Origin of the sequence: Metallibacterium scheffleri (genome assembly GCF_002077135.1) — a bacterium.
In the GTDB taxonomy this organism is placed as follows: Bacteria; Pseudomonadota; Gammaproteobacteria; order Xanthomonadales; family Rhodanobacteraceae; genus Metallibacterium; species Metallibacterium scheffleri.
Genome location: NZ_LDOS01000002.1, coordinates 329154 through 344379 on the forward strand (window position 1 = coordinate 329154; position 15226 = coordinate 344379).

The 15226-nt window shown below is 65.0% G+C and carries 7 protein-coding genes and 1 pseudogene; 4 read left to right on the top strand and 4 right to left on the bottom strand.

Annotation, left to right across the window (positions count from 1 at the left end):
- Positions 1–11: 11 nt before the first annotated feature.
- Positions 12–734 carry a cytochrome b/b6 domain-containing protein gene (locus tag Mschef_RS06700; protein ID WP_081129876.1) on the top strand — a complete coding sequence of 241 codons (723 nt, stop codon included), beginning with the start codon at positions 12–14 and terminating at the stop codon, positions 732–734.
- An 81-nt stretch (positions 735–815) separates the two neighbouring features.
- Here the strand turns inward: Mschef_RS06700 and Mschef_RS18420 are convergent.
- The 4 genes and pseudogenes from Mschef_RS18420 to Mschef_RS06720 all read right to left on the bottom strand — a co-directional run.
- Positions 816–941: pseudogene (locus tag Mschef_RS18420) on the bottom strand (helix-turn-helix domain-containing protein); the annotation flags it as partial.
- A gap of 72 nt (positions 942–1013) precedes the next feature.
- Entirely contained in the window at positions 1014–4751 is a 3738-nt protein-coding gene (locus Mschef_RS06710) for a translocation/assembly module TamB domain-containing protein (protein WP_081127082.1), read from the bottom strand.
- A gap of 10 nt (positions 4752–4761) precedes the next feature.
- Entirely contained in the window at positions 4762–6507 is a 1746-nt protein-coding gene (locus tag Mschef_RS06715) for an autotransporter assembly complex protein TamA (protein ID WP_081129877.1), read from the bottom strand.
- A gap of 382 nt (positions 6508–6889) precedes the next feature.
- Positions 6890–8278 carry a sugar porter family MFS transporter gene (locus Mschef_RS06720; protein WP_081127083.1) on the bottom strand — a complete coding sequence of 463 codons (1389 nt, stop codon included), beginning with the start codon at positions 8276–8278 and terminating at the stop codon, positions 6890–6892.
- A gap of 263 nt (positions 8279–8541) precedes the next feature.
- Between Mschef_RS06720 and Mschef_RS06725 the strand changes: the two genes are divergently transcribed.
- The 3 genes from Mschef_RS06725 (at position 8542) to Mschef_RS06735 (ending at position 15065) form a co-directional block, all read left to right on the top strand.
- A complete protein-coding gene (locus tag Mschef_RS06725; protein ID WP_081127084.1) occupies positions 8542–10233 on the top strand; it encodes an alpha-amylase family glycosyl hydrolase in 1692 nt (563 codons plus the stop codon).
- 282 nt (positions 10234–10515) lie between these two features.
- Positions 10516–13437, top strand: coding sequence for a TonB-dependent receptor (locus tag Mschef_RS06730; RefSeq protein ID WP_242426479.1), 2922 nt, complete (start codon positions 10516–10518; stop codon positions 13435–13437).
- A gap of 107 nt (positions 13438–13544) precedes the next feature.
- Positions 13545–15065: a tryptophan halogenase family protein gene (locus Mschef_RS06735; RefSeq protein ID WP_081129879.1), complete on the top strand. Its 1521-nt coding sequence runs from the start codon at positions 13545–13547 to the stop codon at positions 15063–15065.
- The last annotated feature ends 161 nt before the right edge of the window (positions 15066–15226 follow it).

Sequence of the window (15226 nt, forward strand, 5' to 3'; positions counted from 1 at the left end):
TGAAGCCGCTGATGAATCCGAGCGACCCCGAGACACCCGAAGCCCCCGCCTGCGCACCGCTGGCGCGTTACCGCGTCTGGGACCTGACCACGCGCTTCATCCACTGGGCGCTGGCGTTGCTGGTGCTGTTGCAGTTTGGCACCGCCGAGTGGGGCTGGCTGTCGATGCAGTGGCACTTCTATTTCGGCTACGCGATCCTGGTGCTGGTCGGCGTGCGCGTGCTGTGGGGCTTCGTCGGCTCCGACAGCAGCCGCTTCAGCCAGTTCCTGCGCGGCCCGCGCGGCATCGCCGCCTACATGCGCGGCACGCTATGGACCAAGTTCGGGCACCCGGTGGGACACAATCCGCTGGGCGCGCTGTCGGTGCTGGTATTGCTGGCGCTGTTGCTGATCCAGGGTATCAGCGGCCTGTTCGCCAGTGACGCCATCACCGTGTTCGGGCCGCTCAGCGGGCGCGTGTCCGACGCCACCGTGCGCCTGATGACGCGCATCCACGACATCAACCAGAACATCCTGCTGGCGTTCATCGCGCTGCATGTCGCCGCGGTGCTGCTGCATGCGCTGGTACGCCGCGAGGACAACCTGATCGTGGCCATGATCACGGGTTACAAGCGCCTGCGCCGCGACCCTGGTCTGCGCTTCGTGGGTATCGGCGCCGCGCTGCTGCTGGCCGCCGCGCTGATGTTCTTGCTGTGGGCCATCGTGCGCTGGGGCCAGGCGGTGGCGGCGTATTGAGCTGGCCAGGGGATGCCCGCGCAGTATCGCCTCAGGCTGCTGCATCCACTTGCCAACCCGGGAGCACCACACGGCCGGATGGCAGCGCAGCGCGCGCGCAAGGGTTTTCGCGCGTTCGACGCCCGGATTGACGCGCCCGTTCTCGATGCTGGAAATCGTGGTTTGCGGAATGCCGCAGCGCGCGGAAAACTGCGTCTGGCGGCGCACTTGGGGCGGAATGGCGGACGTTTCACGCTAGGTGACACTGATTGCGCAGCTGCGCCTGATTATCACATCGCGCTATTTCTCCACCCGGTACTTCAAGCTGAAGCGGTTGTACAGCGCCGAGGTCTGCGCCTCGAAATCGAACAGGCGCGAAAGCTTGTAGCGCAGGGTCACGATCTGGCCGGGGGTGAACAGGCCGACGCCGTAGCCCACGTAAAGGCGCGGCGAGAGGTATTTGCCCACGGTCAGCGCGGCGCCGCCAAGCGCGGCGTTGTCGCCGACGCTGGCATCGACGCCGATGCGTGCGCCGATCTCCTTGGCCAGCAGGTCGCCGCCGGCACTGCCCAGCGCCTGCGCGGCGGAGTTGAGCATGTCGCCCTGGCCGCTCTTCAGCGCCGACAGCGGCTTGCCGGTGATCAGGTACGACAGCGCTTCGCTCTGCTCCATGGTCGGCGTGGAGAACACCTGCAGCACCGGGCGCTGCGCGGTGCCGGTGATGCGCAGGCCCGGGGTGACATCGGGCAGCACGCGCTCGGCGGTCAGATCGAGGCCGGGGTTGTCCAGCGGCGTGCCGGCGAACAGCAAGCGGCTCTGCTTCAAGGTGAGGTCCTGACCATAGGCGCGGTAGGTGCCGCTGACGCCGATCTCGCCGCGGCCGCTGGGCGCGCGGCCGGGCTGCTCGTCCACATGCAGTTGTCCGCTCAGCTTGCCGTCGAGGCCGAAGCCGCGCAGCTTCACCGCGGTGCCCAGCTTCACCAGCACGCTGGCGCGCAGCGGCAGCGGCGAGATCGGCGTCAGCGGCGGCGCGTTGACGATGACCACATCCGGGGATGCCTGCGCGGCACCGGCGCCGGGCAGCTTGGCCAGGTCCACCTGCGCGCTGGGGATCAGCACCGAGCCGTCGAGTACATAGCCGGTCGCGTTGCGCGTGAAGTGCAGGTCGGGGCTGATCTGCACGCGCGCGGCGGGCAGATCGGCGGCGAGGATGTTCTGGCCCTTGAGCGTGAGCGCGAAGTCCTGCATGTTGCCGCTGCCGGCGATCGCCAATGTGCCAGCGCCGGATTGCACGCTGCCGCCGAAGTTGAGCGCGCCATCGGCGGCGCGTGCGACGGTCATGTCGCCCTGCTTGAAATGCAGGCCCAGCAGCGGCAGCTCGGCGGCGAATCCAGTTACCCGGGCCTGGCCGGTGAGCACCGGCGCGCGCAGCGTGCCGGCCAGAGCGAAGTCAGCGGCCAGCGCGCCTTGCACACGCGCCAGTTGCGGCACGAATGGCTCGAGCACGTGCAACTGCGGCAGGCTGAGCACGATGCGTCCGCCCAATGTCTGCTGTGCGCCGCTGAGCGTGGCGCTGGCATCCAGCGTGCCCGCCGGCAGCAGCGTCGCGTGCGCGCTGAATTGTCCGGACTGCGCGCCGATATCGGCCTGTACGCGCAAGTCGCGCCAACCCAGCGGTTGCGCGTCAACGCCGGGCAGGCTCACGCTGCCGCCGGGTGACTGCAGTTGCGCATGGCCGCGCAGATGCAGCGCGGCATCGAAGCGTAGCGCGCCCGCGCCATCGAGGGTGCCCTGCACGCGCGCACCCTCGGGCAGCGTGACCAGTGCGGCGAGGCTGGCCAGCGGCAAGGCGGCGAGCCGGTAATCGAGCGTGCCGCTGCCGTCGGCGGCACGGCTGCCGCCCACGCACAGGCGCGCGGCACCCTGCGCCAGACAGGCATCGGCCAGGCTGAGGGCGCCGGCACGATAACGCCACGCGACGGGTGCCTGCAGCGTCCATGCGGCTTGCCGCGCGGGCGTCATTTGCAGGCTGCGCAGCTCGCCTTGCCAGTCGCGTGCGGTTTTCCCGCTGGCGCTGGCGCTGGCGTCGAGCGCGAGCTGGCCGGCCGCGCCGCCGGCATCGACATGCAGTGTCAATGCGTGCTGGTTGCCGGTGACACGCGCGTCGAACCGGTCGAGCTTGTGCGCACCGAGTTGCAGCGTGCGCGCGCTGAGCTGGGCCGTGCCGTGCGGCGTGGCGAGATTGCGCACCTGCGCGCGCAGCGTGGCGTTGCCCAGCCGCAGCGTGGCAGCGCGCAGATCGCCGGCACTGAGCCGCGCATCGAGATCGAGTGTCGGCCAGACGCCGCGTGCGCTGATGCTGCCGTGCAGGCTGCCGCTGGCTTGCGGCAGGAAATCGGCGAGGCTGCGCACGTCGATGCGCGCCGTGGCGGCCCCGCCGCTGCCGGCATAGCGCAGCGTGCTGGCGCCCGCGGCCAGATCCAGCGTGCCCTGCGGCAAGCGCCGCCCGTGCACGCCAAGGTTGGCGCTGCCGCGCAGCGCGCGTCCACGCAAGGTGCCGTTCAGGTCGTGCAACACCAGCGTGCCAGTCGGGCCGCGCGCATCAAGCTGGCCGCTGCTGCCCAGCGCGAAGCTCAGCTCGCCCGGCCAGGCCGGCGCCAGCAGCGCCGGATCGAAGCGCGTCGCGCGGGCGGCGATGCGCCATGCATGCGGCGCGGCCAGCGCCACGTCGCCTTTCACATCGATCCTGCCGCGCGTCTGCTGCAGGCGCAGGCGGTCCACGGCCAGCGTGTGCGTGTCGCCGTGCATGGCCAGCGTGACTTGCGCGCGCTGCTTGCCGCTGACATCGAGGCTGAAATCCGACTGCACGCGGTAGGCCTGCGCACTGCCCTGGAACTGCGCGCTGCCGGCGCTGGCCAGCGCCTGCCCGAGCAGCGCGGCAGGCAACTGCACGCCGTGCCAGCGCAGCGCCAGATCGGCGCTGACGGGGTGCGCGGCGAGCGCGATATGGCCCTGCGCGTCGAGGCTGCCGGGCATGCGCGGCGAGGCCAGCGCGAGCTGTCTGAGTTGCAGGGTGTCACCCGTGCGCTGCACCTCGAGCGCGCGCAGCCGCAGCGGCCAGGCATCGACATCGAGCGTGCCGGCCAGCAGCGCCTGTGTGGCGTCGCCGTGGCCAGCCAGATTCAGCGCGAGCGTGCGCGCGTTGCCCGGCAGCAGCATGGCCAGCGCGAAGCGCGGTACGCGCAGCGTGCCCTGCCATGCATACGGCGCGCGCGTGGCCAGTTGCGCGTGCAGCGTGGCGGCGAAGGGCGCGGCGACGTGCGCGTCCAGCGTCGCGCTGCGGCCATCGCTGCGCGCATGCAGCGTCAACGCCAGCGCCTGGGGTTGACGCGGCACGCGCAGGCGCGCGACGAGCGTGCCGGGCCAGCCGCCGTCGAGGCCGAGTTGACCCTGCAGTTGCAGCGCCAATTGCGGCGCGTTCAGATCGAGTGCGCCGAGGGCGAGCTGGCTGTGCGTCCACGCCGCGTCGCGCAGGCTGAGCGTGTTCACGGCGAACACGCGTTGCTGCTGGCGCAGGATCAACGCATCGCGCAGCGTGGCCTCGACAATGTGGATCGCCAGCGGCGCATGCAGGTTCGGCGGCGCGTTGCTCGGTGGTTGCGGCGCGGGCAGGCTGACGCGCAAACCGCTGGCATCGAGCCGGGTGATGTCCAGGCGCTTGCGCAGCAGCGCCAGCGGCGCGTAGTCGATGCGCGCCGTGGCAATGCGTATTTCCAGGCCATGCGCGCCGCGCCAGCGCACGCCGCGCAGGTGCAGCGATCCCCACAGCCGCCCCTGTGCCTGCTGCACGCTGAGCGCGCCGTGCGTGAACGCGCGCGCACGCAGCAGCGCGAAATCCAGCCCGCTTTGCGTGCCCAGCAGCCAGGCGACGGCGGCCATCAGCAGCAGCAACAGCACGCCCAGTGCGCGCAGCAGCCAGCGCCGGCGCCGTGGCGGCGGTGCCTCGGCAGTGCGCGCGGATTCGGGCGGCGTGTTCATCGCGGTGCGCTCACAAATCCGGCCCGATGCTGATGTGCAGGCTCAGCCCGTGCGCGTGGCGGTCGCCGATGGGAAAGCCGAAGTCCACACGCACCGGCCCCACCGGCGAGATCCAGCGCAGGCCGAAGCCGATCGCCTGGTGCATCTGGAAGGCGCTGCCGTTGAAGGCATCGCCGCCATCGGCGAACAGCGCCACGCCCCACTTGGGCAGGAAGTAGTGCTCGTACGTCGCGCTGGCCACCAGCAGGTTGCGCCCGCCGATGACCAGTCCCTGTGCGTTGCGCGGGCCGACGGTCTGGTAGCCGTAGCCGCGGATCGAGCGGTCGCCGCCGGCGAAGAAGCGGAGCTGCGGCGGCAGCGCGTTGAAATCCTGCACCCAGGTGGCACCCGCGTCACCACGCAGGATGATGCGGTCGCGCGGTGCCAGGCTGTGGATCCAGGTGCCATCCAGCGCCAGTTGCGTGAACGCCGTGGTCGACAGCGGCCCGCCAGCGCGGCCGACGGCGCTGACCGCCCAGCCGTTGCGCACGTAGACCGGGTTCGCGCCCTTTTTCTTGCCCAGGCTGGCCTCGGCGTAGAGCAGCGTGGAGTTGCCGTTCTCGCCGCCGACCACGTAGTCGCCGGACAGCGCATCGAGCCCGAAGCTGCTGCTGAAGCCGCGCCACTCGCGCGACTCGTTGGCCACCAGCCCGAGCGTGCGCGAGCGCGAGGTGGCGGTGTTCGAATCCAGCCAGTTGGCGCCGAAGTTGAACGCCTTGTTGTCCTGGCCGGGACGCGGGATGGTGTAGATGAGCGCGGCGGTTTTCAGTCGCTGCGCCAGCAGCGTGTCGAGCGCGGCCTTGTGCCCGTAGCGATTCAGCCAGCGCCGCCGCACTCCGGCCTCGATGCCCGCGCCGGTGTCGGTGCCATACAGCGCGCCGGCGCTGTACACGGTGCGCTTGGCGGGCGCTACGGTCACCGCCACCGGCACGACGAGATCCCGTGCCTGTCGAGGTTCCGGGTTCACCTCGACCATGGCGAAATAATCCGCGCCGGTCAGGCGCTGCTGCAACTGCAGCAACGCGTCCTGGCTGTAAAACTCGCCCACGCGCCAGGGCACGAAGCGTTGCAGGAATCCGGGCACGAACTGGGAACCGGTGAAGGTGACCGCGCCGAGTTTGTAGCGTGGCCCTGGCGCCCAGGCGAGCTTGATCACCGCGCGATGCGTTGCGGTATTCACCGCGATCTCATGTTGCGTGGCCCGGGCGTCGAGATAGCCATCGGCCTGCAGCGCGGCCATCACCGCCTGCTTGGAGCGCGTGTACAGGGCTTGATCGAGTATCGCGCCGGTCCTCGGTACGAATGCGCGCACGGCGCGGTGCACCGCGGGTAGTTGCAGCGCATCGGCGGGCATGTCCAGTTGCAGTGCTGTCACGCGCACCGGCGTGCCGGCGGCGATATGCAGCGTCACCGTCCAGTTTTCATCGGCGGTCTTGCCGGTCGCGCGTTTGTAGCTGCCCGCGACGAGCCGTGCACCGAAATAGCCGTAGGGCTCCAGTGCCTTGCGCACTTCGTCGGGCACACTGGCGTACAGACGGCGCATCTGCGGCTCGCTCACCGCACGGTCGGCATACGGCGTCAGTGCCAGATTGGCGCGTACCGCCGCGGCCAGCACCTTGTCGATGCCGCTGATCTGCACTTGCACCGAGGCCTGCGCCAGCACTGGCGCCAGCGTCAGCAAACTAACCAGCAGAACGCGACTTGCACGACCAGCCATTCCCGCGCAGGTGGAACTGCGCAGCAGACGATGCGCGAACCGATGCAACCGGCTCGTCATCCCCGCGCAGGCGGGGATCCAGCGCCGCGTGCAATTTCCTGGATGACCAGCTTCGCTGTTGCTGAAGCGCCTCCCGCCTGCGCGGGGATGACGAAGCGGAATCGGGAAGGACTGACGAGGAGAAACCGCGGAAGACACGGGATGACCAGGCATTCGTCTGCTGGGGCCACCGCCGGCGCGGGAGCAACGAACGCGGGGTGATTCATGGCGCACCGGGGTGCGGGACAGCTTGCAGCGCATCGCTCGGCGATCGGTTCCTTCGATGCGCCGAGTGTAGCGAGTCGCGGCGTGGTGCCGCGAGATGCGCCCGGCAATGTGATCGCTAGCGCCCGATATCGCGCAGCGGCTGGCCAGCCATGAGCTTTTGCTCGATGTGCTCGAGGGTGACGCCCTTGGTCTCGGGCACCAGTGCCCAGGTGAACAGCAGGAACACCACGTTGAAACCGGCGTACAACCAGAACGTGTTGGCGTGGCCGAGGTGGTTGAGCAGGGTCAGGAAGGTGACGCCGACGAGGAAGGTGCCGATCCAGTTGGTGACGGTGGACACGCCGATGCCGAAGTCGCGGCCCTTGAGCGGCTGGATCTCGGAGCACAGCGTCCACACCAGCGGCCCGGCCGAGAAGGCGAAGCCAACGACGAAGAACAGCAGCATGGCCACGGCGAGCAGACGCTCGGTCTGCGTGGCCATGCCCAGATGCATCAGCAGGCCAACCACGCCCAGACCCACGGCCATCACCACGAAGCCGGCGTACAGGATTGGCTTGCGGCCGATGCGGTCGACAAAACCAATCGCGATGAAGGTGGCCAGCACATTGGTCAGGCCGACGACAGCGGTGAACCACATCGACGCGCTGGTGGCGTAGCCCATGTCGGCGAAGATACGCGGCGCGTAGTACATGACCACGTTGATGCCGGTGAGCTGCTGCACCACCTGCAGCAGGATGCCGAGGCCCACCGAACGGCGGAAATTGCGGTTGCTGAAAAACAGGTTCCAGCCGCGCTGCGGGATGCGCAATTGCTCCTCGATCGCGGCGACCTCGCGCGTGACCACGGCATCGTCGCCGCGCAGCTTGCCCAGCACCGCGCGGGCTTCGTCGCTGCGACCGCGCATCAGCAGCCAGCGCGGGCTTTCCGGCAGGCCCAGTACACCCAGCAGGAACAGCGCGCCAGGCACGGCGATGATGCCCAGCATCCAGCGCCAGTTTTCGCTGTAGCTGAAGGCGGTGTCGGACATGAACGCGACGAAGATGCCGATGGTGATCATCAACTGGTAGGTGCTGATCATCGCGCCGCGCTTGTCCTCGGGGGCGATCTCGGCCAGATACATCGGTGCGGTGAACGCGGCCACGCCGATGGCCAGGCCCAATACCAGGCGCGCGCCGATCAGGGTGCCCGGCGACCACGCCGCCGCGCTCAGTGCTGAGCCGACGACGAACAGTGCTGCGCTGAATATCAGCGAACGCTTGCGTCCGAAGTGGCCGGAGAGCCAGCCGGCGCCGGCCGCGCCGAGGGTCGCGCCCAGCATCATGCTGCTGACGATGTACTCGATGACGCGGTCGTCGATCGCGAAATCGTGCTGGATGAACTGTTGCGCGCCGGAGATCACGCCCACATCCAGGCCGAACATCAGCCCCGCCAGCGCGGCGAGTGTGGCGGTGAACACGATGTGGCGGCGCGCCTGCATGGCACTGGATGACAGGACTGCACTCATGCTGGATTCCTCGAGAGGGGGCGCTGCGCGTTGACGCTGTCCGGCGCCTGCCGCCGCGACGCTGGCGTTATATATGCAGTGTGGCGTGCGTGGCCGGCGTACCGGCTCGCGCAGGCGATGAATACGTATTCATCGGCGGCGGCAAGTGTAGTGCACGCGGCTAAAGTGCAGGCCTTCGGGATGCCATCGCCGCGTGCGTGGATTCCCGCAACCATTTTGTTTTGCTCGCGCGGGCATCGTGTGCGGGCCTTCACGGGGGATCCATGGCCGTCGAACCCAACGCACTCGCCGACACGCACGCCGCCAGCGTGGCGCCCGCCGGGCACGCGCCGCTAGCCGCCCGCGCGGCCACGCCGTGGTGGCGCGGCGCGGTGATCTACCAGATCTACCCGCGCAGCTTTCTCGACAGTGACGGCAACGGCGTCGGCGATCTGCCCGGCATCCTGGCGCGCATGGATTACATCGCCAGCCTTGGTGTGGATGCGATCTGGATCGCACCGTTCTTCAAATCGCCGATGGCCGATTTCGGCTACGACATCGCCGATTACCACGCAGTCGATCCGCTGTTCGGCACGCTCGAGGATTTCGACCGCCTGCTGGCCGCGGCGCACGCGCGCGGTTTGCGCGTGATGATCGACCAGGTGCTCAGCCACACCTCGGTCGAGCACGCCTGGTTCCGCGAGAGCCGCGAGAGCCGCGACAACGCCAGGGCCGACTGGTACGTGTGGGCCGACGCCAGGGCCGACGGCACGCCGCCCAACAACTGGCTGTCGATCTTCGGTGGCCCGGCGTGGACCTGGGAGCCGCGCCGCCGCCAGTATTACCTGCACAATTTCCTCGATGCGCAGCCGGACCTGAACTTCCACAACGAGGCAGTGCGCGCCGCGGCGCTGGACAACGTGCGCTTCTGGCTGGAGCGCGGCGTCGATGGCGTGCGCCTGGACGCGATCAACTTCTGCTTTCACGACAAGCTGCTGCGCGACAACCCGGCCAAGCCCGCCAGCGAGCGCAGCGGGCGCGGTTTCAGCGCCGACAATCCGTATGCGTTCCAGTACCACTGGTACAACAACACGCAGCCCGAGAATCTGGCGTTTCTGGAACAACTGCGCGCGCTGCTCGATGGGTATCCCGGTACCGCCGCGCTGGGCGAGATCGCCTCCGAGGATTCACTGGCGACCATGGCCGAATACACCCAGCCCGGGCGTCTGCACATGGGCTACAGCTTCGAGCTGCTGACCGAGGAATTCTCCGCGCGTCACGTGCGCGCTACCGTCGGCACGCTGGAAGCCGGTCTGCGCGAGGGCTGGCCGTGCTGGGCGATCTCCAATCACGATGTCGCGCGCGTGGCCACACGCTGGGGCGGTGCCCAGCCCGGCGCCGCGCAGATCGCGCAGATGAGCGCGCTGGCGCTGTGCCTGCGCGGCTCGGTGTGCGTGTATCAGGGTGAGGAGCTGGGCCTGCCCGAAGCCGAGGTGCCATTCGCGGCGCTGCGCGATCCCTATGGCATCGCGTTCTGGCCCAACTTCAAGGGCCGCGACGGCTGCCGCACGCCGATGCCCTGGGACGCCAGCGCCAAGGCCGGGTTCACCAGCGGCACGCCATGGCTGCCGGTGCCGCCGGCACACCGCGCGCTGGCCGTGGCCGCGCAGGAGCGCGACGCGCGCTCGCCGCTGCAGCGCTTTCGCGCGTTCGTCGCATGGCGCAAGCGGCAGCCGGCGCTGCGCGGCGGCGCGATTCGCTTGCTCGATCTGCCGGAGCCGCTGCTGGGGTTCGTGCGCGGTTCGGGCGGCGATGAAATCCTCGCGCTGTTCAATCTCGATGCCGACCCACAAAGCGTCGTGCTGCCTGCGGGCGCGTGGCAGACGCTGGTTCATGCCGGTCCCGATGCGGGCCGCATCGAGGCCTACACGGCGCACCTGCCCGCGTTTGGCGTGCTGTTCGCGCGCGGCGACTGAACGATGCGTGGCGCACGCGCTGCGCCATGTGACGTGTGCGTCTGCGATTGCGTGCTGGCTCGCGCGGCTTTTGTGACTGCGCGGATCCGCCGCGCATGACATGTCCGGATTCCCAAGGCGCGCGGCATGAATACGTATGCACAGGTCTTCCACTGCGCGCCGCGAGGCCTACCATCGTTACACGCTGATGTGACCGCCCGGTTGCACCCGCGCCACAACTCGCGATGCCGGCACCCACCGCGACATCGTCCGCACTGCCCAACATGATTCCCGGAGGGGGAAATGATCCAGCTCAAGCGCAACGTATTGGCAATGGCCCTGGCGTCCTCGCTGGGCGTCGTCGCTTTCGGCACCGTGCACGCCGCGCCCGCAAGCTCGGCGCAAGCCGGTAACGTGCAGGGTGGAAGCGCGGCACAAGCAACCACCGTGCCCGCGCAAACCGCGACGAATGCCGACACGGGCACCACCTCGAAGGCGGCGGCACGCAAGAGGATCCAGGAAGAAGCCAAGAAGGCAAAGGTGATGGGTGCAGTCGTAGTATCTGGTTATGCATCAAGTTTGCAAAACTCAATTATGTTGCAGCGTTATTCAAATAATATTGTAGAAGCTGTGTCTGCTGAACAGATAGGAAAATTACCTGGCATTAGCATAGCGGACACGTTGGGACGTTTACCTGGCTTGGCTGTGCAGACGCTTAATGGGCGACCGCAAGTATTGACGATACATGGTTTCGGTCCTGATTTTAGTACCGCTTTAGTGGATGGGCAAGAACAAGTCAGTACAGGCAATAATCGCGGCGTCCAATTCGACCAGTATCCATCCAGCTGGTTTGGCAACGTAATAGTACATATTACACCAAATGCTGATTTAGTTGGCCAAGGCTTGGCCGGCACAGTCAACATGCGCACAATTCGACCATTAGAGCATGACCATTCATTCGGCGCAGTGAATGTTGCCTACAATTGGGATCAACTTGCAGAGTTATCTCCTGGAGGTAGTAATTCAGGTCAGGACATCAATGGCATCTTTGTCGATCAGTTCGCGCATCATACGTTCGGCGTCACGCTCGGCGTGGATTTGCAGTCCGTGCCGACCCAGATCCAGCATCAGGCGCCGTGGGGGTATCCCACCGATTCGGCGGGCGATCTGTACATCGGCGGGTCCAAAAATTACGGCATCAGCGACAATTTGAATCGCACGGCCTTGCTGACGACATTCCAGTGGCGGCCGAGCAAGGATTTCGACAGTACGCTGATCCTGACTTATGACAATTTCCGCGAGTCGCAACAGAACAAGGGCATGGAATTCCCGCTCGGTTATGGTGCACAGGCCAGTGGCGCGCCATTGCCGTTCACACCCGGTTCGGTCAGCAACGGGTTCGTCAATACCGGAACTTTCGGTGACGTGTATCCCGTGATTCGCAACGATTTCAATTGGTTCCATTCTAAAGTTTACAACATTAATTGGCGTAACAAGTTGCGCTTTAATGAAGACTGGTCCGCAGAGATTAATGTAGGGTATTCACGTGCTAACCGTCAGTCAGTACAGCTAGAAACATACTCCGAGTATGGCTACAACAGGACAGGGCCCACTTCGACTGTTGGTTTCAGTGAACTCGGCGATGGTATGCTAATGCTCAATCCGTCGCTGAATTATGCGTCTAATCAGATAGTTCTAACTGATCCACAAGGTTGGGGAGCTGGATCCAACATCGTCCAGGCGGGATACGCTAATCTGCCAAACACTGAAGATTACATCGGAAATATAAATCTCAGTTTGAAGCGTGATTTTGAGGATGGCCCCTTCTCAAGTGCTGTGCTTGGCTTTAATCGTGCAACCAGAAATAAGACTTATACCAACAACGGCGATTATCTGACATTGCCTAATGGTACTGAAACCTTGGCGACAAATCCGATAGGTGCGCAGACTGCGCCTATTCCAGGTGGCGCTCTTTATGGTAATGGCTCGTGTGATCCGTTAGCATGGATGGGCATAGGCCCTGAGGTTTGTTATGATCCATTGTACTTACTTAACAACAATGATTACTATATTTACCCATGGTCGGCCTCCCCGAGTGCGCAGCCACCGAATTGGAGTGTTCGCCAGAACACATATGTGCCATATTTTCAATTGAATATTCAGAGTCGCGTTGGGGCTGTGCCTGTGCGCGGCAATATTGGCATCCAGATTTCTGCTACGGATCAAATGTCAACCGGTGGTCACTCTGTTGCGGGTTTGAATGGCGCAAGTCGTTTGCAGGAGGTTCCGGTAAGCGGCAGTACAAAATACACGCGCTATCTGCCTAGTCTTAACTTGATATTTGGCATCGCGCGGAATACGGATCTGCGGTTCAGTGCGGCGCGCGTTATGGCCCGTCCTCGAATGGACGAGATGAATGCAGGGCTCGGTGTTAGCGGCAATATTACACTGCTTCCTTCGACAAATCCGAATCAGGCGTACTTCAGTGCCAGCGGTGGTAATCCGCAACTTTTGCCGACGATGGCTGATAATTATAATTTGAGTTTAGAGCATTATTTCGATCAAAATAAGGGTTATCTGCAATTTGAAGGATATTTTTTCCAGCTTCACGATTATATCAATCCAAGTGCGGCGATTTTGTATAATTTCTCAGCATTCGAGCCATACTATCTCGATGCTTCACAGCAGGCGCAACTTGGAACGCCATACGGCATCATGAGCGGTCCTGTCAACAATGGTCATGGTTATGTGAGAGGGCTACAAGCTGTTGCTAGTTTGCCATTGGATTTGATATTACGGCCTCTTGAAGGCTTTGGTATAAATACAAGCGCTAATTACACGAAAAGCTCCATAGTTTATGGCGAAAACCCAACGCCGGTTACGGTTCCAGGTTTGTCGAAATGGGTCCTCAGTAGTACAGTTTACTACCAGCACGATGGTTTCCAAGCGCGTGTAAGTGATACTTATCGGAGTAGTTTTTTAGGCGAAATATCTGGACTCGGAGCTACGCGTGTATTGCAGACGATCCAAGGCGAGCACACCATCGATGCGCAGGTCAGTTACGCTTTTTCCAGCGGACGCTTCAAAAATCTGACCTTGATCCTGCAAGGCTCCAATCTGAACGATGCCTTGTTCAAGACCTTCCAGAATAACGACCCGCGCCAGGTCATTTTTTGGGAGCGCTACGGCCGATATTATTCACTCCAGGCATCCTACAGGTTTTGACCTGGCCGAATATCAGACTCTGTGTGCGTGGTCCTTTGCCCCGCCGCGAAGGCGGGGCTTTTTATGTGGCAAGATAAAATTTTGGTGTCGCCGGTGTGGCGCTCGACATGCAAAAACCTGCTCTGGAGTCTGTAGCCATTCTCGGCGGCGGCACCGCCGGATGGATGGCGGCGGCACTGCTGGCCAAAGCGCTGGGATCGCGGGTACGCATTGCCCTGGTCGAGTCCGCGGACATCGGCACGGTGGGTGTGTGTGAGGCCACCATTCCGCAGATCCGTCATATCAACGCGTTTCTGGGTCTCGATGAAAACGCGGTGATGCGCGCCGCGCAGGCCACCTTCAAGCTGGGTATCCAGTTCAACGACTGGCTGCGCCCCGGGCATTCCTACATCCATGCTTTCAGCGATATCGGCCTGCCCTATGGGTTGCTGCCGTTTCAGCAGTACTGGCTGCGCGCGCGTGCGCTGGGCCAGACGCACGGGCTATGGGCCTATTCGATCAACGCGCAGGCTGCGGCGCAAAACCGCTTCGCGCGCATGGAACGTGTGGGCAGCAGCCCGCTGACCGGCGTGCGCTACGCCTATCATTTCGATGCCGGACTGTATGCCCAGCATTTGCGCGGTGTCGCCGAATCGCTTGGCGTGGTGCGCCACGAGGGCAAGGTGGCACATGTCGAACAGCGCCCCGAGGATGGTTTCATCGATGCCCTCGTGCTGGAGAGCGGCGCGCGCATCGCAGCCGAATTGTTCATCGACTGCTCCGGATTCCGTGCGCTGCTCATCGAGGGCGCCCTGCGCGCCGGCTACGACGACTGGCGGCGGTGGCTGCCGTGTGACCGCGCGTTGGCGGTGGCCAGCGCCCGCGTCACGCCGCTGCGGCCATACACGCAGGCCAACGCGCGCACGGCGGGCTGGCAGTGGCGCATTCCGCTGCAAGCGCGCAGCGGCAACGGGCATGTCTACTGCAGCGAGTTCATCAGTGACGACGAGGCGGCATCGGTGCTGCTCGCCAACCTCGAAGGCCCGGCATTGGGCGAGCCGCGTGCGTTGCGTTTCACCACGGGGATGCGCAAGCAGACATGGCTGCGCAACTGCGTGGCGCTGGGCCTGGCGGCGGGCTTCATGGAGCCGCTGGAGTCCACCAGCATCCACTTGATCCAGTCCGGCATCAGCCGGCTGTTGTCGCTGTGGCCGGATCGCGACTTCGACCCCGCGCTGCGCGACGAGTACAACCGCCAGACGCGTTTCGAGTACGAGCGCGTCCGCGATTTCCTGGTATTGCACTACTGCACCACGCAGCGCGATGACACGCCGTTCTGGCGGCACTGCGCGCATATCGATTTGCCCGATGGACTGGCGCGCAAGCTGGCGCTGTTTCGAGCCAACGGTCAGATCGTGCGCGACGGCGATGAACTGTTCGCCGAAGTCGCCTGGCTGCAGGTGATGGTCGGGCAGGGCATCGAGCCGCAGCGTCATCACGCGCTGGCCGATGGCATGGAGGTGGCACGGCTCGATGAGTTCCTCGGCGGCATGCGCATGTTGATCAAGCGCGCCGTCGCCGGCATGCCCACGCATGCACAGTATGTGGCCGAGCAGTGTCCGGCTTCCGCGCAGAGCGCCACGCGCTGAGGCGCCGTTGCATCCTCGCCTGGGTGCGGCGGACGTGAATACGTATGCAGCGCATGCGGCCGCGCGCGCGCTACGCCTATCCTTGCGTGCACCCGGCGTCATCGGCGCCGGACTGACTGATGGATGACGGAGTTCCTGCCCATGTCGATCCGACATATTCC